Origin of the sequence: Pseudonocardia sp. 73-21 (assembly GCF_001899645.1) — a bacterium.
GTDB lineage: Bacteria > Actinomycetota > Actinomycetes > Mycobacteriales > Pseudonocardiaceae > Pseudonocardia.
The window spans coordinates 193,102-214,866 of record NZ_MKVV01000091.1; the positions used below are offsets into that span (position 1 = coordinate 193,102).

Below are 21,765 nucleotides of genomic sequence, written 5' to 3' on the forward strand. Positions count from 1 at the left end.
GCTTGCGAGTCGAACATGAGCGCTGATGCGGAGTGGGACGAGGCGCGCCTCATCGCGGACGTCGAGGCGGGCCCGCAGGGACCGGAGATCGCCGCGTTCTTCGACTTCGACGGCACGCTGATCGACGGCTACTTCCTGGGCGCCTTCGCGCGCCACCACCTGCGCTCGGGCCACGTCACGCCCGTCGACATCGGGCGGATGCTGCTCGTCGGCCTGCGCGGGGTCACCACCGAGGAGGACTTCGAGGAGTTCTTCGTCCTCGGCATGCGGTCGTGGGCCGGGCGCAGCGAGGACGAGCTGACGCAGCTGGGGGAGCGGCTGTGGAGCCAGGGCATCGCGGGATCGCTGTACCCGGAGGCGTGGCGGCTCGTGGAGGCGCACCGGAGCGCGGGCCACACGGTGGTGCTGGCGTCGTCGGCCACGCGTTTCCAGGTGGAGCCCGCGGCGCGCGCGATGGGCGTCGAGCACGTGCTCGTGACGCCCGTGGAGTTCGAGAACGGGCTGTGCACCGGGCGGCCGGGCGGGCCGCCGCTGTGGCGCGCGGGCAAGGCCACGGCCGTCCGTGCGTTCGGGGCCGCGCACGACATCGACATGATCAACAGCTACGCCTACTCCAACGGCACCGAGGACGCGGCGTTCCTCGGCACCGTCGGGCGGGCGCGGGCGCTCAACCCCGAGCCGGGGCTCGCGGCGGAGGCGGCGCGCAAGAACTGGCCGATCGCGAACTTCCGGTCCCGGGGCAGGCCGGGGGCGCGTGAGGTGGCGCGCACCGTCGGCGCCATCGGCGGCACGTTGGGCGGCTTCGGCACGGGGCTCGCCCTCGGCGCGGTGAACGCGCTGGTCGGGGCGGGCACCCGGCGTGACGCCGTCGACCTCGCGCTCACCCTCGGCGGCGAGTTCGGCACGGCGCTGGCCGGCGTGAAGCTCGACGTCCGTGGCGCCGAGCACCTCGTCGACGCCCGGCCCGCGGTGTTCCTGTTCAACCACCAGAGCCAGCTCGACGTGATCATCATCGCGAAGCTGCTGCGCACGGGGTTCTCCGCCGTGGCCAAGAAGGAGGCGGCGAACATCCCGGGGTTCGGGCTGGCGTTCCGGCTGGCCGACGTCGCGTTCGTCGACCGAACCGACACCACCTCGGCGAAGGCCGCGCTCGAACCGGCCGTGCAGCGGCTGCGGGAGGGCGTCTCGCTCGTCGTCGCCCCGGAGGGAACGCGCTCGGCCACCCCCGCGCTGGGCCGGTTCAAGAAGGGTGCGTTCCACGTTGCGATGCAGGCGGGCGTGCCGATCGTGCCCATCGTGATCCGCAACGCCGGCGAGCTCATGTGGCGCGGCGCGTCGACCGTGCGGGAGGGCACCGTGCAGGTCACGGTGCTGCCGCCGATCCCCACCGACGACTGGACCGTCGACGAGCTCGACAAGCACGTCGAGATGGTGCGCGACCTCTATCTCGAGACGCTGGGCCGGTGGGGCGATCGCGCCGTGCAGGTCACCGACGGCCCGCAGGGTCCGGTCGACGTGCCGCTGGACTGGGGCACCTCGACGGAGATGAACGCCCTGGAGACCGCGATGTGGCGCGGCGAGACCGGCGACGCCCGGCTGCGCTCCAACGTCACCCTGCTGGAGACGCTCGACCACGCCCCCGACCGGGAGCGCCTGCGCGCCGCGCACGAGTGGGCGTCGCGGATGGTGCCGCGGATGCGTCAGTGCGTCGTGGACCCTGCGCTGGGGGTCGGCGCGCCCACCTGGGTCACGGTCGACGAGATCGATCTCGACCACCACGTGCACCACGTGACGCTGCCCGCGCCCGGGTCGCGACGCCAGCTGCTCGACGTCGTCGCGGAGTTCGCGGAGGCGCCGTTCGACCGCGACCGTCCGCTGTGGCGGTCGCTGCTGGTCGAGGGGCTCGAGGACGGGAGTGCGGGTTACGTCGTCACCACCCACCACTCGGCCACGGACGGGCTCGGTGCCGTCCAGCTGATGGCGCAGCTGCACAGCCGCGGGCCCGAGCACGATCCGGAGCGTCCCGAGCCTCCCCGGCCGGCGCCCACGGCGGCGTCGCCCGTCGGGCTGCTGACCGGGCAGATCGAGCGCACGGTCCGCGCCGCGCCCGGTGCGGCGTTGCGGCGCGGGCTCGGGGCGCTGACGCATCCGTTCGGGACGGCATCGCAGGCGGTCGACGCGGTGCGGGCGCTGGGCCGCGTCGTGGAACCGCCGCCCGACGGGTCGCCGCTGCTCGCGCACCGTACGGGCGACTGGCACTTCGACACCCTCGAGGTGCCGCTGGCGGCGCTGAAGGCCGGGGCGAAGGCGGCGGGCGGGTCGGTCAACGACGGCTTCCTCGCCGCGATCCTGGGCGGGTTCCACCGCTACCACATCCATTGCGGCGCAGGCGATGTCGAGACCCTGCCGATCGGCATCCCGATCAGCCTGCGCACCCAGGACGACCCCCAGGGCGGCAACCGGTTCACCGGCGCCCGCTTCGCCGCGCCGCTGGCCGAGACCGACCCGGCGGCCCGGATCCGGGCGGTGCACGACTTCGTGCGGGAGGCGCGCAGCGGCACCGCCGTCGACCCGGTGGGGCTGCTGGCGCCCGCGCTGCGGCTGCTGCCCGGCGTCGTGGTGGGCGCGATGTCGGGGCGGATGACGGCGGCCAACGACGTGCAGGCCAGCAGCCTGCCAGGCATCTCCTACCCGGTGTGGATCGCAGGTTCCCGGATCACGCGCATGTTCCCGTTCGGGCCGCTGCCCGGGTGCGCGGCGATGATCACGCTGATCACCCACGACGGCACGTGCTGCATCGGGGTCAATGTCGACGCCGGTGCGGTGACGGAGCCGGACGTGCTGGTGGCGGGGCTGCAGGCGGGGCTGGACGAGGTGGTGGCGCTGGGCGGCTGAGGGGCAGCGGCCGGCGCCGCCCGTGCGCGCTGAAGCGGGCGCCGGATATCGGTGCCGGGGCACCGATATCCGCTCACGACCCGGCTGGGGCATGATCGGGCGCGTGCTGCCTCTCGATGGGATCGTCGTCGTCTCGTGCGAACAGGCGGTCGCCGCGCCGTTCGCCACGCGCCAGCTCGCGGAGCTGGGGGCGCGGGTGATCAAGGTGGAGCGGCCCGGCGGTGGCGATTTCGCCCGCGCCTACGACGAGACGGTGCACGGCCTGTCGAGCCACTTCGTGTGGCTCAACCGCTCCAAGGAGTCGATCGCCGTCGACCTCAAGAACGACGGCGGCGTGATGGCCCGGCTGATCGAGCGCGCCGACGTGTTCGTGCAGAACTTCGCCCCCGGTGCGGCCGAGCGGCTCGGGCTGGGGGCGGCGGAGCTGCGCGGGCGGCACCCCCGGCTGATCACCTGCTCGATCTCCGGCTACGGCCCCGACGGTCCCTACCGCGACGCGAAGGCCTACGACCTGCTGATCCAGTCCGAGGCCGGGCTCGTCTCGGTGACGGGGTCGCCGGACGAGCCCGCGAAGGCCGGCATCCCCGCCGCCGACATCGGGGCCGGGATGTACGCGTTCTCGGGCATCCTCGCCGCGCTCTACGACCGCGAGCGCACGGGCGTCGGCACGCACCTGGAGATCAGCCTCTTCGACGCGCTGGTGGAGTGGATGGGGTTCCCGCTGCAGTACACGGCCGGCAACGGTGCACCCCCGCGGCGCCGCGGCACGAGCCACGCCGCCATCGCCCCCTACGGCACGTTCGCCGCGGGTGACGGCACCGAGGTGGTGATCGGCATCCAGAACGAGCGCGAGTGGGTGGCGTTCTGCGCGGGGGTGCTGGGCCGGCCGTCGCTGGCGACCGACGAGCGCTTCGAGACCGGAGCCCGGCGGGTGGCCAACCGTCCCGCCCTGCACGCCGAGATCGGCGCGGCACTGGCGGACCTGACGGGCGAGCAGCTGACGGGCCGGCTCTCCGACGCCCGCATCGCCTACGGGCGGCGCCGGGAGGTGGCGGAGGTGCTGGAGCACCCCCAGCTCGCGGCCCGGGACCGCTGGCGTGAGGTGGGCTCGCCGGTGGGTCCGATCCGCACCCTGCTGCCGCCGATCACGCTGCCGGGCCGGGAACCGCGCCTGGACCCGATCCCCGCGGTGGGCGAGCACACCGAGGCGATCCTCGCGTGGCTGGAGGGGTCGAGCGCAACCTGAGCGTGGTTCCCGCGTGATCGAACCACTCAGGTGATGCGCTCGGCCAGCTCGGCCAGCATCCGCGCGGTCTGCGCCTCCACCACCTCCGCCGGGGCCGTGCCCAGGTCCGGGGCGTCGACCGGTACGGCCGTGGCGATCACCGCGTCGTCGAAGAGGTCGATGCGGCTGATCGTCGGCACGCGCAGCGCCCGACCGCCACCGGCGGGGGCGAGGGCGTCCATCAGGTACGGCGCGGCGCCGCCCGTCCACACCGGGACGCCGGCGATCGCTCCAGCACTGACGACGTGGGTGTGGCCGGCCAGCACGATGCGCACGTCGGTGCCGGCGATCGCGTCGGCCAGCTCGGCGCGGTTCTGCAGCTCCATCGCCGCGGCCAGCGGGAACGCGTTCGGCAGCGGCGGGTGGTGCAGCGCGAGCACCGTCCCGGCGGGTGCCGGTTCGGCCAGTTCGGCGCGCAGCCACGCGAGCTGCTCGGGTCGCAGGTCGCCATAGGCGCGGCCGGGCACCGAGGAGTCGAGGACGACGACCCGCAGGTCCCCGAGCCGGACGACGTGGTCATAGGGCTCTGCACACACATCCGCACCCAGCAGGTGCTCGCGCAGCGCGGCGCGGTCGTCGTGGTTGCCGGCCACGAAGATCGTCGGGACGGGCGTGGACCCCAGCAGCGTCCGGAGTCGCCGGTACTCCTCGGGTGCGCCGTGGTCGGCGAGATCGCCGGTGAACACGAGTGCGTCGGGGGTGAGCCCCGAGACTCCCCGACCGGCGCGCGGGCCGCGGCGGGCCCCGACATACTCCCCGTCATGGCGAAGAACCGGTACTCCGGGCTGGGCCGCCGGGTGTGGGCGCTGTTCACGCCCTACCGCGCGATGCTGGTGCTGATCGTCGTGGCCGTCCTGCTGTCCAGCGGCCTGGGCATCCTCACCCCGTTCCTGACGCAGGCGGTGTTCGACCGCGCCCTGTTCCCCGTCGACGGCGGCGGCGTGCGGTTGTCGTTGCTGGCCTGGCTGGTGGGCGGCATGGTGGCCGTGCCCGTCGTGAGCGCGTTGATCGGGGTGTTCCAGACCTACCAGACCACCCTGCTCGGCAACCGCGTCATGGCCGACCTGCGCAGCCGCCTGTTCGAGCACCTGCAGCGCATGGACCTGTCGTTCTTCACCGCCACCCGCACCGGCGCGATCCAGTCGCGGCTGGCCAACGACGTCGGCGGCGTGCAGTCGGTGCTGAGCGAGACGGCCAGCTCCATCCTCGGCAACGTCGTCACGGTGGCGTCGGCGCTGGTGGCGATGCTCGTGCTGTCGTGGCAGCTGACGATCGTCGCCGTCGCGCTGGTGCCGCTGTTCGTCGTGCTGCAGATCCGGGTGGGCCGGGTGCGGCGGCGCCTCGCCGGGCGCACGCAGGAGTCGTTGTCGGACATGACGGCGATCACCGAGGAGTCGCTGTCGGTGTCGGGTGTGCTGCTGGCGAAGGTGTTCAACCGGCAGTCCTACGAGATCCAGCGCTACCGCGAGGAGAACGCCCGCCAGGTCGACCTGCAGGTGCGCCAGGCCATGACGGGCCAGTCGTTCTTCGCCGTCGTGCAGACGTTCCTCGGGATCACACCCGCGCTGGTGTACCTGGTGGCGGGCGTGCTGATCGTGATGGGCTCGGGCACGGCCGTCACCGCGGGCACCATCGTCGCGTTCACGACGCTGCAGACGCGGCTGCTGTTCCCGACCGTCAACCTGCTGCGCGTCTCGCTCGACGTCCAGACGTCGCTCGCGCTGTTCGGGCGGATCTTCGACTACCTGGACCTGACGCCGCGCATCGTCGACCGGCCCGACGCCCGGATGCTGGACGCGGTGGCCGGCCGCATCGAGCTGGAGCACGCCTGGTTCTCCTACCCGGCGGGCGAGGTCGCGGGCGCGGGGCCGGCCGCCGAGATTCCCGAGGACGATCGCGTCTACGCCATCTCCGATGTCTCGTTCACCGTCGAGCCCGGCCAGCTCGCCGCGATCGTGGGCCCCAGCGGCGGCGGCAAGACCACGCTGTCCTACCTCGTGCCGCGCCTCTACGACGTCGACCGCGGTCGCGTGCTGATCGACGGCCAGGACGTGCGCGAGCTGACCCAGGCGTCGGTGGCCGACGCCATCGGGATGGTCACGCAGGACACCTACCTGCTGCACTCGACGATCGCCGACAACCTGCGCTACGCCAAGCCCGACGCCACGCAGGAGGAGCTGGAGACCGCCGCCCGCGCGGCCAACATCCACGACCGGATCCTCTCGTTCGAGGACGGCTACGACACGGTGGTCGGGGAGCGCGGCTACCGCCTGTCGGGAGGGGAGAAGCAGCGGCTCGCGATCGCCCGGGTGCTGCTCAAGGACCCCCGCATCCTCATCCTCGACGAGGCCACCAGTGCGCTGGACACCACCAGCGAGCGCCTGGTGCAACAGGCCCTGGAGAACGCGACGAAACGCCGCACCACGATCGCCATCGCCCACCGGTTGTCCACGATCCTGGGGGCGGACGTGATCCTGGCCGTCGAGGGCGGGAAGGTCGTGGAGCGCGGGACCCACGCCGAGCTGCTGGCCCTGGACGGCCTCTACGCCCGGCTCTACACCGAGCAGTTCGCGGGCGGGAAGGTGGAGGTGCGGTGCCAGGACGGCGTCCGCTTCCGCGACGGCCACACGCTGGTGAGCCAGCACGCGGCCGTCGACAGGCCTGTGGACAAGGTCGCCTGACGGCCGCGGATCCGACGCTGCCTGTCGGTTTCCACCTGGAGGGCCTGCAGGCCGAGGGGGAGCCGCTGCCCCACCCGGCGACGGTGGCCGCCACCGTGGTGACCACCGACGCCGCGTCAGCGAAAGCCGCTCGCTACTTGATGATCATCACGGACAGCCCGTAGAGCACGATCGCGGCCGCCCCCACCAGGCAGACGACTGCGACGGCGGTTCCGGTGGCCGGCGACATCGTGGCCGGGCGGGTGTCCGGGCCCGCGGTGCGGGCGCCGAGCCCCACCAGCGCGAACGCCACCAGTGACACCACGAGCACGGACGCGCCGAGCGACACGACCAGGACGACGAGCAGGGAACCCCAGGCGATGCTCATGATCGACTCCTTCAGACGCCCGCGGGCACGGGCTCGGCCTCGACGTCGTTGACGTTCGAGGCGGTGACGGGCTGGCGGCGCGAGGCCGCGTAGATGCCGACGGCGATGGCGACGCCGACGACGGCCACGATGACGGTGCCGAGCGTGCCGGTGGCGGCGACCCAGGACGCGATCGCGCCGACGGCCGCCGCGGCGGGCAGCGTGAACAGCCACGCCAGCGCCATCCGGCCGGCCACGCCCCACTGCACCGAGGCGAGCCGGCGGCCCGCGCTCGCGCCGAAGATCGAGCCGGTGCAGACCTGCGTGGTGGACAGCGCGAAGCCCAGGTGCGCGGAGGTGAGGATCACCGCGGCGCTGGTGGTCTCCGCGGCGAAGCCCTGCGGGCTCTGGATGTCGCTGATCTTCCTGCCGAGTGTCTGGATGATGCGCCAGCCGCCGAGCGCCGTGCCCAGCGCGATCGCGATGCCGCAGGTGGCGATCACCCACAACGGGGGGCCGGCGTTCTCGGGCAGCGAGCCGGCCGTGATCAGGGTGAGCGTGATGATGCCCATCGTCTTCTGGGCGTCGTTGGTGCCGTGGGCCAGCGCCACCATGGAGGCGGAGATGATCTGCGCGATCGTGAATCCCTGCCTGACCGTGCCCTCCTCACCGCGGGCGGTGATGCGGTAGGCGAGGTAGGTGGCGGCCAGCGCGACCAGCCCGGCGACGATCGGGGAGAGCACCAGTGGCAGCAGCACCTTGCTGACGACGCCGGCGAACGTGATGGCGTCGGCACCCGCGGCCACCCAGGTGGCACCGATGAGGCCGCCGAACAGGGCGTGCGAGGAGCTCGACGGCAGGCCGAGCAGCCAGGTCAGCAGGTTCCAGAGGATCGCGCCGACCAGGCCACCGAAGATGACCACCGGGGTGATCTCGGTGTCGTCGACCAGCCCGCTGGAGATGGTCTTGGCCACCGCCACGGACAGGAACGCGCCGACGAGGTTCAGCACGGCCGCGATGACGACGGCGACGCGGGGCTGGAGCGCACCGGTCGCGATGGACGTGGCCATCGCGTTCGCGGTGTCGTGGAAACCGTTGGTGAAGTCGAAGACTAATGCGGTGATCACGACCGCGATCACGATGACGGAGAGGTCCATGGGCCGTCCTCATTGGGCTGGTGCAGTGCCAGGGAGGGGATGGGGCGGAATGCACGGCGCCGCAGACGGTACGAGCCTCGAGCGAACGCACAATGAACGCGCAACCACAACGTTCCGGGAGGGGTTGCGAATTGTTCGGTCACTACCAGTTCGACGGCGCGTAGTCCTTGAGGAAGCAGCCGTGGACGTCCTCGCCGGCCTCGCCGCGGACGATCGGGTCGTACACGCGCGCGGCGCCGTCGACGAGGTCGAGCGGGGCGTGGAAGCCCTCCTCGGCCAGGCGGAGCTTCGTGGGATGCGGCCGCTCGTCGGTGATCCAGCCGGTGTCGACGGCGGTCATGAGGATGCCGTCGCGCTCCAGCATCTCGCCCGCGCTGGTGCGGGTGAGCATGTTCAGCGCCGCCTTCGCCATGTTGGTGTGCGGGTGGCCGGGGCCCTTGTAGGCGCGGCTGAACTGGCCCTCCATCGCGGAGACGTTGACGACGTACTTCCGCCTCGACGGGGCCGCGGCCATGGCCGGGCGCAGGCGGCTGACCAGGATGAACGGCGCGGTCTGGTTGCACAGCTGCACCTCGAGCAGCTCCAGGGCGTCCACCTCGTGCACGCGCTGGGTCCAGCTGTTGTGCTCGGCGGTGTCGGGAAGCAGGCCGCCGGCGTCGATGGCGGTACCGGCCGCGATCCGCTCGGGGGAGGCGCTCCGCGCGGTGAGGGCCAGCCGGGTGACGGCGGGGGTCGACTCGAGGCTGCCGGCGAGCGCGGCGGGGTGGGCGTCGCTCACGTGGTCGAAGGTGATCACGTCGACCAGCTCCGGGGCCGGGGTGCGCTCCGCCTCCACCAGGGCCGAGTACGAGCCGGGGGAGCGGCGCACCGTCTGCGCGGCGTTGTTGATCAGAATGTCGAGCGGGCCGTGCCCGGCCACGGAATCGGCGAGCGCGACGACCTGGGCGGGATCACGCAGGTCGATGCCCACCACGCGCAGCCGGTGCAGCCAGTCGGCGCTGTCGGGCATGGCGGCGAAACGCCGCACGGCGTCGTTGGGGAACCGGGTGGTGATGGTGGTGTGCGCCCCGTCGCGCAGCAGGCGCAGCGCGATGTACATGCCGATCTTGGCGCGGCCGCCGGTGAGCAGGGCCCGGCGGCCGGTGAGGTCGGTGCGGGCGTCGCGCTTGGAGCGGTTGAGCAGGGCGCAGTCCGGGCAGAGCTGGTGGTAGAACGCGTCGACGACGGTGTAGCGGTTCTTGCAGGTGTAGCAGGCGCGCGAGCGCAACAGGGTGCCCGCGGTGGCCCCGACGGCGGTGGACACGAGCGGGAGGCCCTGCGTCTCGTCGTCGATGCGGCCGGGCGCGCCGGTGGCCGTGGCCGCGGTGACGGCGTTGTCGGCGGCGGTGACCGCGTCGCGCTTGGCGTGCCGGCGGGCGATCTTGACCGACTTCCACAGGCTCGCCGTGGCGCGGCGGATCGCGACGGCGTCGGGGTGCTCCGGCTCGAGCGCCTCGACGTCGGCCAGCACCTGGAGGCAGGTGGCCAGCTTGTCGGGATCGATCGCGGTCACGGGCTCAGGGTACGGGGGTCACTCCTCCATCTCGGCGAGTGCCTTGCGGGCCTGCTCCAGCTCGGCCTCCAGCGCGGCGACGCGGGCGGCGGCCTGCTCGCGGGCGGCGGCGATCACGGCGTCGATGGGGGCGGCGAGCTGGGCGTGCAGCTCCTGCGCGGCCCGCAGGACGGCGGTGGCGGTGACCGGCAGGCCCCGCTCGATCCAGGTGGAGCCCTGCTTGAGCTCGGCCTGCCACTCGCCGTCGGCGGTGCCGCTCACGGTGAGGTGCAGCTCGATGGTGCGGGTGGTGCGTGCGGTGGAACCCTTGGGGCGGCCGCGGCCGCGCTTGGGCGGGGAGTCGACGGGGGCGCTGTCCGCCGCCTCGCCTGCGGGGAGAGTGACCGGCTCGGTGCTCTGCGTGTCGTCCACAGTCGCAGAGGATAGAACGCGCGTTCGAGCGATCATGGACGGGGTGGCCGCCGGGGTCGGCGCGACGGCGTCGCCGTGAGCGGGTCCGCGGGCCAGTCGTGCTTCGGGTACCGCCCGCGCAGCTCGGAGCGCACCTGGGCGTACGGGCCCGCCCAGAACGACGCGAGGTCGGCGGTGACGGCCGCCGGTCGCCCGGCCGGGGAGAGCAGGTGCAGCACCACGGGCAGCCGGCCGTCGGCGACGGCGGGGGTGGCGGTCCACCCCAGCACCTCCTGCAGCCGGACGGCGAGCACGGGCTGGTCACCGGAGTAGTCGAGCGCGATGCGCGAGCCGGTGGGCACCTCGAGGCGTTCGGGGGCCAGCTCGTCGAGGCGGCCGGCGATGCGCCAGTCGAGCAGGCCGCGCAGGACCGGCCCGGCGTCGACGCGGGCGAGGTCCGAGCGGCGGCGCGCGGAGGTCAGTGGGCCGGTCCACCAGCGATCGGGGTCGGCGAGCAGTGCGGCGTCGGACACGTCGGGCCACGGGTCACCCAGCACGCGGTGCAGGGTGGCGAGGCGGTCGCGCAGGGCGCGGGCGTGCGGGGTCCAGCGCAGCAGGTCCAGGCCCTCTTCGCGCAGGCCGTCGACGAGGGCGGCCCGGACCAGCCTCGGATCGGGCCGGGCCAGCGGACGCTCCTCGAGTACGATCGCACCGAGCCGCCGGACGTGCCGGGCGAGCACGTCGCCGTTCGCCCAGACGACCTCGTCGGCGTCCGAGAGCAGGGCGGGCGCGGCGGCCTCCGCCGTCTCCCGGTCGGTGGCGGCGGCGAGGCGGACCCGCCCGTTCTGCGCCCCCGGCGAGCGCTCGGCGTCGGCGACGGCGAGCCACTCCTGGGCGGCCAGGGGGCTGCCGGCCGGGAGCTCGACGGCCGTGCCGCCGGCCATGAGGTAGAGCGGGGACCCGAGGGAGCGGCGGCGGGCGAGCCGCTCGGGCTGGGCGAGCGCGACGACGAACGCGGCGTCCCCGGTCCGGTGATCGTGATCGTCCGCACCAGGGCGCCCTCGGCGGGTCGGTGACGTGCGGCGCGCGGTGATCTTCGGGGGCACGGCGGGGTCGTGCGCGGCTATCGGTGCGGGAACACTGTTATCCGCGCACAGGCGGCGGAGCCGCGCGGTTTCCGCGCGCCAGCGGCCGGCGCCGGGGGCCGAGCCGCCCCGCAGTGAGGCCAGCTCGGCCGAGACCTCCGTCCCCTGGCTCAGGGTGTCGTCGTCGAGCAGCGCCACCACCTCCGCGGCCAACCGCACGCCCACCGCGTCGGCGCCGTCGAGCAGGGCCCGGGCCAGGCGGGGGTGCAGGCCCAGGCCGGCCATCCGGCGGCCGCGCCCGGTGATGCCGTCCGCGTCGAGGGCGCCCAGGGCGCGCAGTACCTCCTGCCCGGCGTGCAGCGGGCCCTCCGGCGGGGCGTCCCACCAGCGCAGGCCGCTGCCGTCGGGCGTGCCCCAGTCGGCGAGGTCGAGGGCGAGGCGGGTGAGGTCGGCGGTGCGGATCTCCGGCTCGGGATAGCGGGTCAGCAGCTCACCTTCCGGCCAGCACCGGATCACGCGCCCGGGCGCCTCGCGTCCGGCCCGGCCCGCGCGCTGGTCGGCCACCGCCGCCGACACCCGCACCGTGACGAGCCCGGCCATGCCGCGCCGGTGGTCGACGCGCGGGGTGCGCGCCAGCCCGGCGTCGACGACGGCGCGCACCCCGGGCACGGTCAGGCTCGACTCGGCGACGGCGGTGGCCAGCACCACCCGCCGCCGCGGTCCCGGTCGCAGCGCCGCGTCCTGTTCGGCGGCGGTGAGCCGGCCGTGCAGCGGGAGCACGTCGGCGTCCAGTCCCGACAGCGCGTTCGCCGTGCGCCGGATCTCCGCCACGCCCGGCAGGAACACCAGCACGTCCCCGCCGTCGAGCGCCGTGCGCACCGCCCGCGCCACGCAGGCCTCGATCCGCTCACCCCGAGCGGGCGGCGCGTACCGGATCTCGACGGGGTACGTGCGGGCCGAGACCTCCAGCACGGGCGCCTCCCCGAGGATCTCCGCGAGGCGTCCCGTCGCCACCGTGGCCGACGTGGCGAGCAGCTGCAGGTCGGGGCGCAGGCCGGCGCGGGCGTCCAGGAGCAGGGCCAGCAGCAGGTCGGCGTCGAGGTGACGCTCGTGGCACTCGTCGAGCAGCACCGCGGAGACGCCGTCCAGCTCGGGGTCGCCGGCGAGCCGGCGCAGGAGCAGCCCGGACGTCACCACCTCGACGCGCGTGGCCGCCGAGACCTTCCGGTCCCCGCGCACGGCATACCCCACCGACCGCCCGACCGGCTCGCCGAGCAGCGACGCCATGCGCGCCGCGGCGGCCCGCGCGGCCAGGCGCCGCGGTTCCGCCACGAGCACCCGGCCCGGGAGCGCGGCGGCGAGCGCGAGGGGGACGAGCGTGGTCTTGCCCGTGCCCGGCGGCGCGACGAGCACGGCGGTCCCGTGCGCGGCGAGGGTGCCCGTCACCGTGTCGAGGGCGGCACGGACGGGGAGGTCGGGCAGATCGGCGGGCAGCTGCATCAGGTGCAAGGATCACACGCATGACCTGGTTGCCCCGCACGCTCGGCGCGCTCACCGCCGTCTACGGCCTTTCCACGCTGGTGAAGCCCACGATCTTCAGCAAGCCCGCGGGTCTGTCGGGGGACGAGCCGCCGGTGCCGGTGTCGGTGCTGGTGCGCGCGGTCGGGGTGCGGGACGTCGCGAACGGCGTGGCCATGGCCGTCGCGCCGGCCGGCCGGGCGCTGCGGCTGGCCGTGATCGCGCGCATCGCCGCCGACCTCGGCGACGCGGTGACGTTCGCGGTCAGCCCGAACGAGAGCGCCGAGGCCAGGCGCAAGGCGATCGGCGTCGGTGTGGGCTGGGGTGCCCTGAACCTGGTGGGGCTGCTCGCGGCCCGCAAGGGCTGACGGGCCCGGCTTGCCTTCGCAGCGGCGGGACGGCAGGCTCTCGTCGTGAGTGAGCGCACGACGGAGGTGACGCCGCTCTTCCGCGCTGCCGACCCGACGCTCCGGGCGCCCGCGCAACGGCGCCTCGACGCCCTGCTCGACCTCATCGCGGTTCCCGACGGCGAGGCGGCGCTGGTGCCTGCGGCCCTGCTGCGCGCCGCCCCCGACATCGTGTCGGCCGAGGTGTTCCGCGCCGGCGAGCTCTCGTCCCGGTGGCCGCTCGAGGACGCCGCCGCAGGCCCGCTCCTGCTCACGGCCGACGATCCCGCGACCCACACCCTGCTGCTGCCGCTGCGTCCCGGCCCCGACCGGGTCGGGGTCCTGGTGCTGGGCCTCGACGGCGAGCCCGACGACGAGCTCCTGACCTTCATCGACACCGTGGCCGTGCAGGTGGCGGCCCTGCTCGCCGGGACCACGACTCCGGCCACCGCCCGCCGGCTGGAGCTGCTGCAGCAGGCCACGGCGGAGCTGTCGGCCTCCGCCACCCCGGAGCAGGTCGTCGACGTCACGCGCCGGCACCTCGCGCGCCTGCTCGCCACGCCCGCGGTCGCGGTCTGGGAGACCGACGGCGGGGTGCTCCGGTCGTCGGCGATGTCCGGCTGGGGGCCCACGGTCGTGCGGGACTGGACGTCGCTGCCGCTCGCCGGGGAGACGCCGGTGGCCGACGCCGCCCGCGGCCCCCGCACCGTGCTGCTCGAACACGACGACGACTGGGCCCGCGACTACCCGCACCTGCAGGACGTCATCGCGGCGAGCGGGTATCGCGGTCTCGCGGTCTGGCCGCTCGTCGTGGCGGGGGAGTCCCTCGGTGCCGTCGCCGCCGGGTTCCCCGGACCGCGGACGCTGGGGGCCGAGGAGCGCGCCACGGCCGCGGCCCTCGTCGAGCAGTGCGCGCAGGCGGTGGCCCGGGCCCGGTTGCTGCAGGCCGAGAGCGACGGCCGCCGGTACGCGGTGCGGCTCTCGGCGGCGCTGTCGGCCCTGTCGGCGGCCGTCGACCTGCCGGCCGTGGCCGCGGTGCTGCTGGATCAGGCCGTCGCGGCCGGAGCCGTGGCCGCCGTGGTCACCCTCCACGAGGAGGAGCACGTCGAGGCCGTCGCGTCGGTCGGTTTCCCCGGCGACCCGCCCCGGCGGCTGACCGGCCCCGGACCGCTGGTGGCCGACCGCACCGGCCCGGCGTGGACGGTGACCCCGGGCCCGCTCTGGGGGGCTCCCACGCAGACCTATCCGGTGCACTCGGTGATCCCGCTGGTCGTCGCGGGGGTTCGGACCGGCAGCCTCGGCATCGTGTGGGCGGCCGACCCGCCCGGGCCGGCCCAGCGGTCGCTGATCGAGACGGTGGCCGGGCAGGGCGCACAGGCCCTGGCCCGCGCGCGCATGCAGCAGGCCGAGCACGAGGTGGCGGTCACGCTGCAGCGGGTGCTGCTGCCCGCCGTCTCGCCGCGGCTGGAGCGGCTCGCGGTGGCCACCCGCTACCTGCCCGCCGGGCCCGGTGCCCAGGCCGGCGGCGACTGGTACGACGTCATCCCGCTCGACGGTGAGCGCGTCGCGATCGTCGTCGGCGACGTCGTCGGGCACGGGCCGCACGCGGCAGGCGTGATGGGGCAGCTGCGCAGCGCGCTCGCCGCCTACCTGCTCGACGACCACGGCCCCGCCGAGGCGCTGGAGCGGCTCGACCGCTTCGCCCGCCGCGTCGACGGGGCGGCGGCCAGCACCGTCGCCTGCGGGGTGCTCGACCGCGGCACGGGCGAGCTCTGCTGGGCCCGCGCCGGGCACGTGCCCGCCCTGGTCGTGGACGCGGCGGGCAGCCGGTTCCTCGACAGCGGCTCGGGCACCGTGCTCGGGGTCCGCGGCCGGCCCCCGTTCACCGAGGAGCGCACGGTGCTGGCGCCCGGGGCGAGCGTCGTGCTCTACACCGACGGCCTGGTCGAGCGCCGCGGCGAGGACATCGACACGGGCCTCGACCGCCTCGAGCACGCCGCCGGGGGGCTGCGGCACCTCGCGCCGGAGCGGCTCGCCTCCACCCTGCTCGACCGGTGCCTCGGCGGCGGTCCCGCCGACGACGTCGCGGTCGTGGTGATCCGGCTGCTGCCCCCTCCGCTGCGCCGGCGGCGCCCGGCCGATCCGGCGGAGCTGTCCCACATGCGCCGGGAGGTCCGGGAGTGGGCCGCCGCCGCGGCGCTGCCGGACGAGCAGCTCGAGGACCTGCAGCTGACGCTGGGCGAGGCCGTCGCCAACGCGGTGGAGCACGCCTACCGGGACCGGCGCGCGGGTGAGGTCGACTACGGGGTGGCGGTGACCGGCGACGGTGGCGTGGAGGTGGAGGTCCGCGACGGTGGCCACTGGCGCCCGCCGCCGGCCGACCCGGGTTACCGCGGGCGCGGCCTGCTGATCATCGACCGGATCGCGCGGGCGGCCTCCATCGAGGGCTCCGACGACGGCACGGTGGTGCGGTTCACGGTGCCGCCCGCGTCGGTGGACACGTCATGATCGCCGGTGGTGGGCACGCGAGGCCGGATCCGGCCGCCGCCGCCCACCAACGGTGATCACGGGTCCAGCTCGTCGCGGTGCGCCCGCGCCCGTGCCGCGGTGGTGCCGGCCGCGCTCGCGACGCGGGCGGACTCCCGGGCCGTGACCCCGGCTTCCCGGGCGGCCGCCGCGGCGGCCCGCTCGCGTTCCCGGGCGGCGTCGAGCTCGGCGGCGAGGTCGGCCACCCGCGACCGCGCGTCGGCGTGGTCCTGCTCGGCCTCGACGCGGGCGGCCTCGTCGGCCTCCTGACGGTCGCGGGCGCGGCTCTCCGCCGCCTCGGCCTCGGCGAGCGCGCGGTCGCGCTCCTCGCGCTCACGGGCCAGCCGCTGCCGTTCGGCGCGCTCGCGCTCGGCCCGCTCCTGTGCGTCGTGTTCGGCCCGTTCGCGCTCGGCCCGCCCGGGGTCATCGGCGCCGGCTGCGGCACCGTCCCCGGCGTCCCGGTCCCCGACCTGCTGGTCATCGCCGGCCGGGGTCGGGGGCCGGGGAGGCGGGCGGCGGGTCGGCACCGGACCCGATCCGGCCTCGGGGCCGAAGCCGCTGTAGCTGACGGTGCGGGTCAGCCGCCCGGCCCGCACCTCCTCGGCCACGCCCGGGTCGGCCAGGGCGGCCTCGAGGATGCCGGAGACGTCGCGGATCACGGACTCGCCCGCGGAGTCACCGGCCTGCGCCGCGAGCCGCCCCGCCTCGCGGGACATGGCGGCGACGAGCCGGCTGCGCTGCGACGACAACGCGCGCAGCGTGGCGCCGTCGAGGGTGCGCTGGGCGTCGGCGAGGTCCCCGGCCAGTGCGAGCAGCCCGTCGAGCTGCTCGGCGCGGTGGCGGGCGAGCAGGTTGGCCAGCCACGCGGCCTTGGTGGGGCGCCGCAGCCGGCCCACCGCGCGGGCCAGGTCCTTGTCGCCGGCCTCCTTCGCCCGCGCCACGGCGTCGTCGCGGGCGGGCACGAAGTCGTCGGGGTTGGTCGCGTAGAGCTCGTCGGCGACCTCGTCGAACTCGGTGGCGTCGGGCACACCGCGACCCTAGATGCCGCCAAGATCCTCCGGCACCCGCCGACATGGTTACCGTGGGGTAGGCACGGATCGGCGGTACCCCCGAACCGCCGTCCGTGCATCCGGCGGCCGCGTCCCCACCCCTCGTGATGCGGTCGCCGGAACCCTGACAGTCTTCCGGGTATGACCTACGACCCGGACAGTGGCGACGACCTCGACGGCGACGCGCAGCTCGACCAGGGCGACACCCTCGACGACCGGGGTGTGGCCGATCCGCTCGACGAGGGCTACTCGCCCGCCGAGCGCCCGTGGGCGGTCGACGACTTCGGCACCACCGCGCGCGAGGAGGCCGAGGGCGAGGACCTCGACCACCGGCTCGCGCGCGAGGTGCCCGACATCGGCGACGACGACGAGGGGTTGGGCGACACCTCCGACACCGACGGCGAGCTGCGCGACGACCAGGTCGGCGACCGCCGCTCGGGCCGGCTCGTGGCGGCCGACGAGGGCGGCGTCACCGACGACGACCCCGACGCGTGGGCGTCCGACGTCGGGATCGACGGCGCAGGCGCCTCGGCCGAGGAGGCGGCGGTGCACGTGGTGGAGGACGAGGACTGAGCATGGATCTCACCGCGCCGATCGTCGCCGTCACCGTCCATCCCGATCGCGCCCGCGTCACCCGTCGCGGCCGCGTGGAGGTCGCGGCGGGCAGCACCGGGCTCGTGGTCACCGGGCTGCCCCTGTCGCTGCTGGAGGAGTCGGTGCGGGTGGCCGGGCGATCGGCCGCGGCCGTGCGGGTGGTCGGGGTCGACGTCGCGTGGCGGGATCTCGTCGACGCCCCCGACGACCGGGTGCGGGCGGCCGAGGCCGCACTCCGTGACGCCCTGGCGGAGGTGCAGGTCCTGGAGGGCGCGGACGCCGGCGACGTCGCGCGCGAGCAGATGCTGCAGCGCCTGGCCCTGCGCTCCGGCGACCGCCTCGCCGCCGCCCTGGCCGACGGCAGCGCGGGGATCGGGCGGGTGTCCGAGGTCGGTACCGCGGTGTCGGCGCAGCTCGTGGAGGTGGCGGTCGGCCGCCGGGCCAACGCCGAGCGGCGTCGCGAGGGCCAGCGCGCGATCGACGCCGCCCGGGCGGAGCTGGACCGGCTGCGGAACTCGGGCCGGCAGCGCCGCGACGTGGTGGTGGCCGTCGAGGCCGACGACGCCGTCGAGCTGGAGCTGGACCTGACCTACGTCGTGCACGGCGCGGGCTGGTCGTCCGCCTACGACGCGCGGCTGGCCGGCGAGACCCTCGGCCTCACCTGGTTCGGGATGGTCACGCAGAGCACGGGCGAGGACTGGCCGGAGTGCGAGCTCACCCTCTCCACGGCCCGACCCGCCGTGACGACCGGTGTGCCGGAGCTGGACCCGTGGTGGGTGGACGTCCGGCCGCCGATGATGCCGATGGCCGCCATGCCCGCGGCGGCGTCGTTCGACATGGCCGCGGGCGGACCCGAGCGCGCGGTGGCCCGCAAGGCCGTGCCGGCCGTCGAGGCGGTGGCCGTCGAGTCCACCGTGTCGGCGTCGTGGCGGCTCGCGCGCCCCACCGCCGTCCCCGGCGACGGCACCCCGCACCGCACGACGATCGCTGCGTTCGACCTGCCGGCCCGCCTCGACCACGTCACCGCGCCCGCGCTCGGGGCGGAGGCACACCTGCGGGCGGTCGTCACCAACAGCGGCCGCACCCTGCTCGCCGGGCCCGTCTCCACGTTCCTCGACGACGCGTTCGTCGGCACCACGGCCCTCGAGCAGACCGCCCCGGGCGGCGAGATCGAGCTGGCGCTGGGTGTCGACGACCGGGTCACGGTCGAGCGGGAGCTGGTGGAGCGCACCGCCCACAAGGCGCGGTTCGGCAGCACCCGCGGCGCCGTCGAGCGCTGGCGGATCACCGTCACCAACGGCCGCACCACGCCCGCGCGGGTCACCGTCCGCGACCGCGTACCCGTGTCCCGGAACGCCGAGGTCAAGATCGTCGACGTGCTGCTCGCGCCGGAGCCGGCCGAGCGCGACGAGCTGGGCCGCGTGGAGTGGACGGCCACGGTCGACGCGGGGGCGACGTGGACGGCCGACGTCCGGTTCGGGGTGGAACACGCCAAGGACACGCCTGTGTCCGGATGGTCGTAGCACCGGGCAGGATGTGCCGGTGAACGCGACCGACCAGGGCACCGACGCCGAACGCCGCAGCCGCGCCGCCACGGAGCTGGAGCGCCTGCGGCCCGCGCTGGCGCTCGACGCCGAGCGGTGTCTGGGCCGCGCGGAGGCGGTGGGGTTCCTGGCGCGGTTGGACCGGTGGTTCGCCGACGTCCACGTTCCGGTCGAGGCGCTGTACGGCTCCGAGGTGGTGGAGGGGCTCGTGCGCGGGGCCCTGTGCGCCGCGGCGGAGCGGCCCGTCGCGCTGCGGGAGGTCGACCGGCGCCGGGAGATCGACCCCGGCTGGTTCCAGCACCAGTCCATGATCGGCTACGTCGCGTACACCGACCGGTTCGCGGGCACCCTCGACGGCGTCGCCGGCCGGCTCGACCACCTCGCCGAGCTGGGTGTCACCTACCTGCACCTGATGCCGCTGCTGGCCCCGCGCGCGGGCGAAAACGACGGCGGGTACGCGGTGGCCGACTACCGCGCCGTCGACCCGCGGCTGGGCACGATGGACGACCTGGAGCACCTCGCGGCCCGGTTGCGGGAGCGCGGCATGAGCCTGTGCGTGGACATGGTGGTCAACCACACCGCCCGCGAGCACCGCTGGGCCCGGGGCTGGCTGGCCGGCGAGCCGGAGTTCGACGGCTTCTACCTGTCCTTCCCGGACCGCACGCTGCCCGACGCCCACGAGGCCACGATCGTCGACGTGTTCCCGCACGAGGCCCCCGGCTCCTTCACGCGCGTCCCGGGGAAGGGCTGGGTCTGGACCACCTTCTTCGACTACCAGTGGGACCTCGACTGGACCAACCCCCGCGTGTTCGCCGCGATGCTCGGGGAGATCCTGTGGTTGGCGAACCGCGGCGTGGAGATCTTCCGGCTCGACGCCGTGCCGTTCATGGGCAAGCGGCTGGGCACCACCTGCATGAACCAGCCCGAGGTGCACGACATCGTCCAGGCCCTGCACGCGCTGGTGAAGCTCGCCGCACCGGCGACGGTGTTCAAGGCCGAGGCGATCGTCGCGCCCGACGACCTCGTCGGCTACCTCGGCGCCCACGAGCGGTACCGCCCGGAGTGCGAGCTGGCCTACCACAACCAGCTGATGGTGCTGCTGTGGTCGGGGATCGCGACGAAGGACGCCCGGCTCGCCGTGCAGTCGCTGCGGCGGCTGCGCCCCATCCCGGCCGAGACGTCCTGGGCCACCTACGTGCGCTGCCACGACGACATCGGCTGGGCCGTGTCGGACGAGGACGCGCGCGCCGCCGGCTACGACCAGTTCGCCCACCGCGACTTCCTCAACGCGTTCTTCTCCGGCGAGTTCCCGCTGTCGTTCGCCCGCGGCGCGCGGTTCGGGGAGAACCCGGAGACCGGTGACGCCCGGATGTCCGGCACCACCGCGGCGCTCTGCGGCATCACCGACGCCCGCGACCGTGACGACCCGAACGCCCTCGAGGCGGCGGTCCGGCGGTTCGTGCTGCTGCACGCCGTCACGTTCGCGTGGGGTGGAGTGCCGCTGGTCTACATGGGCGACGAGCTGGCGCAGGGCAACGACACGTCCTATGTGGATGATCCGGCGCTGGCCGCGGACAACCGCTGGATGCACCGCCCGTACTTCGACGAGGCGGCCGCCGCGCACCGCCACGACCCCGGGACCGTCGAGGGGCGCGTGTTCGGCTGGATGCACGCGCTCGCGTCCACCCGCGCGTCGCTGCCGGCGCTGCACGCGGCGGGGGAGTCGGCGGTGCTGCCCGTCGACTCCCTGCACGTGCTGGCCTGGCGCCGTCGCCATCCCCGCAGCGGGAACTTCGTGGGGATGGTCAACTTCGCCGAGCGCGCGGTCTCGATCGACCCGCGGACGCTCGACGGGCTGGGGGTGCTGGAGACGGTGCTGTCGAGCGACGAGCCGCCGCTGGTGCACCAGGGGCGGCTGGTGCTGCCGGGGCTCGGGTTCGTCTGGCTGGCGCAGCCGTGAGACGCCCCGTGACCGGCATGGGCCTTCTGGTGACGGCCCCGCACGTCACCGACGGAAGACAGGACGGCCAGTGAGACGGAAGTCCCTGCCCGACGCGCCCGACCTGCCGCCGACCTGGGAGCCCGCGCCGGCGGAGATCGGCTCCGGCGACGTCTGGGACGGCGTCGAGGCCGGCGCCGGGGTCGAGGTGCCCGAGCACGTCTCGGACCTGCGCCTGCAGGAGTGCCGCTGGACCGGCGCCGACCTGTCGGGCCGCAGCTTCGGGGCGCTGCGCGTCCGGGACACGGAGTTCGTGCAGTGCGACCTGTCGGGTGCGGTGCTCGACGACGCCGTGCTCACCCGCGTCGTGTTCACCGACTGCCGGCTGACCGGCACGGTGCTCAGCGGCGCGGAGCTCACCGACGTCCGGATCTCCGGCTGCACGGCCGACCTCGCCGCGTTCCGCATGGCCCGCGCGTCGTTCCTGCTGGTGGAGGACACGAGCCTGCGTGGCGCGGACCTCTGCTCCTTCCGCGCCGCCCACACGGCGCTGCTGGGCTGCGACCTGACCGAAGCCGTCCTGGAGGACGCGCAGCTGGCGGGCACGAACCTGCACGGCTCCACGATCGCCGACGTCCGGGGCGCGCTGGCCCTGCGCGGCTGCCGGATCAGCGCGGACCAGCTGGTCCCGGTGGGAGCGGCGCTGCTGGCGGCCCTGGACGTGCAGATCACCGCGGCTCCGCCGCCCGTGCGCGGATAACAGTGTCCCCACCCTGATTTCCGCGCACGACCCCGGCACCGCCACCGAGCCGCCACCG

The 21,765-nt window shown here is 74.9% G+C and carries 16 protein-coding genes; 9 read left to right on the plus strand and 7 right to left on the minus strand.

The features are described from left to right. The first annotated feature begins 15 nt into the window (after positions 1–15). Positions 16–2,895, plus strand: coding sequence for an HAD-IB family hydrolase (locus BGP03_RS28825; RefSeq protein ID WP_298799087.1), 2,880 nt, complete (start codon positions 16–18; stop codon positions 2,893–2,895). 91 nt (positions 2,896–2,986) lie between these two features. Continuing rightward, a complete protein-coding gene (locus BGP03_RS28830; RefSeq protein ID WP_298799088.1) occupies positions 2,987–4,141 on the plus strand; it encodes a CaiB/BaiF CoA-transferase family protein in 1,155 nt (384 codons plus the stop codon). A gap of 26 nt (positions 4,142–4,167) precedes the next feature. On the opposite strand, the gene BGP03_RS28835 is transcribed toward BGP03_RS28830, so the two are convergent. Beyond that, the gene (locus BGP03_RS28835; RefSeq protein ID WP_298799136.1) at positions 4,168–5,079 is read right to left on the minus strand and encodes a metallophosphoesterase; all 912 of its coding nucleotides are present in this window, start codon (positions 5,077–5,079) and stop codon (positions 4,168–4,170) included. Between BGP03_RS28835 and BGP03_RS28840 the strand changes: the two genes are divergently transcribed. Beyond that, positions 4,978–6,861 (plus strand): ABC transporter ATP-binding protein, encoded by a 1,884-nt coding sequence (locus tag BGP03_RS28840; protein WP_298799089.1) that lies wholly within the window; start codon positions 4,978–4,980, stop codon positions 6,859–6,861. The two genes, BGP03_RS28835 and BGP03_RS28840, sit on opposite strands and share 102 nt — an antisense overlap. A 133-nt stretch (positions 6,862–6,994) precedes the next feature. On the opposite strand, the gene BGP03_RS28845 is transcribed toward BGP03_RS28840, so the two are convergent. From BGP03_RS28845 to hrpB, 5 genes are all read right to left on the minus strand, one after another. Beyond that, positions 6,995–7,228: a hypothetical protein gene (locus tag BGP03_RS28845; RefSeq protein WP_296368336.1), complete on the minus strand. Its 234-nt coding sequence runs from the start codon at positions 7,226–7,228 to the stop codon at positions 6,995–6,997. 11 nt (positions 7,229–7,239) lie between these two features. Beyond that, a complete protein-coding gene (locus tag BGP03_RS28850; protein WP_296368337.1) occupies positions 7,240–8,364 on the minus strand; it encodes an inorganic phosphate transporter in 1,125 nt (374 codons plus the stop codon). Between the two features lie 142 nt (positions 8,365–8,506). Further along, the gene (locus BGP03_RS28855) at positions 8,507–9,916 is read right to left on the minus strand and encodes an SDR family oxidoreductase (protein WP_296368339.1); all 1,410 of its coding nucleotides are present in this window, start codon (positions 9,914–9,916) and stop codon (positions 8,507–8,509) included. Positions 9,917–9,934: 18 nt separating this feature from the next. After that, the gene (locus tag BGP03_RS28860; protein WP_363094674.1) at positions 9,935–10,327 is read right to left on the minus strand and encodes a DUF6319 family protein; all 393 of its coding nucleotides are present in this window, start codon (positions 10,325–10,327) and stop codon (positions 9,935–9,937) included. 32 nt (positions 10,328–10,359) lie between these two features. Further along, entirely contained in the window at positions 10,360–12,891 is a 2,532-nt protein-coding gene (hrpB, locus tag BGP03_RS28865) for an ATP-dependent helicase HrpB (RefSeq protein ID WP_296368343.1), read from the minus strand. Between the two features lie 20 nt (positions 12,892–12,911). Here hrpB and BGP03_RS28870 point away from each other — a divergent pair, with 20 nt between their 5' ends. Both BGP03_RS28870 and BGP03_RS28875 read left to right on the plus strand, forming a co-directional pair. Further along, positions 12,912–13,277, plus strand: coding sequence for a hypothetical protein (locus tag BGP03_RS28870; protein WP_296368344.1), 366 nt, complete (start codon positions 12,912–12,914; stop codon positions 13,275–13,277). Positions 13,278–13,322: 45 nt separating this feature from the next. After that, complete coding sequence (locus BGP03_RS28875; RefSeq protein ID WP_298799091.1) at positions 13,323–15,803, plus strand: SpoIIE family protein phosphatase; 2,481 nt, start codon at positions 13,323–13,325, stop codon at positions 15,801–15,803. A gap of 56 nt (positions 15,804–15,859) precedes the next feature. On the opposite strand, the gene BGP03_RS28880 is transcribed toward BGP03_RS28875, so the two are convergent. Then, positions 15,860–16,849, minus strand: a complete 990-nt coding sequence (locus BGP03_RS28880; protein WP_298799092.1) for a hypothetical protein — start codon at positions 16,847–16,849, stop codon at positions 15,860–15,862. A 162-nt stretch (positions 16,850–17,011) separates the two neighbouring features. On the opposite strand from BGP03_RS28880, the gene BGP03_RS28885 reads away from it, so the two are divergent. The 4 genes from BGP03_RS28885 to BGP03_RS28900 all read left to right on the plus strand — a co-directional run bounded on the left by BGP03_RS28885 (position 17,012) and on the right by BGP03_RS28900 (position 21,707). Continuing rightward, a complete protein-coding gene (locus BGP03_RS28885) occupies positions 17,012–17,443 on the plus strand; it encodes a DUF5709 domain-containing protein (protein WP_296368350.1) in 432 nt (143 codons plus the stop codon). A 2-nt stretch (positions 17,444–17,445) separates the two neighbouring features. Continuing rightward, positions 17,446–18,987: a mucoidy inhibitor MuiA family protein gene (locus BGP03_RS28890; protein WP_298799093.1), complete on the plus strand. Its 1,542-nt coding sequence runs from the start codon at positions 17,446–17,448 to the stop codon at positions 18,985–18,987. Between the two features lie 19 nt (positions 18,988–19,006). After that, the gene (locus BGP03_RS28895; RefSeq protein ID WP_298799094.1) at positions 19,007–20,968 is read left to right on the plus strand and encodes an alpha-amylase family protein; all 1,962 of its coding nucleotides are present in this window, start codon (positions 19,007–19,009) and stop codon (positions 20,966–20,968) included. Positions 20,969–21,038: 70 nt separating this feature from the next. Further along, entirely contained in the window at positions 21,039–21,707 is a 669-nt protein-coding gene (locus tag BGP03_RS28900) for a pentapeptide repeat-containing protein (RefSeq protein ID WP_298799095.1), read from the plus strand. The last annotated feature ends 58 nt before the right edge of the window (positions 21,708–21,765 follow it).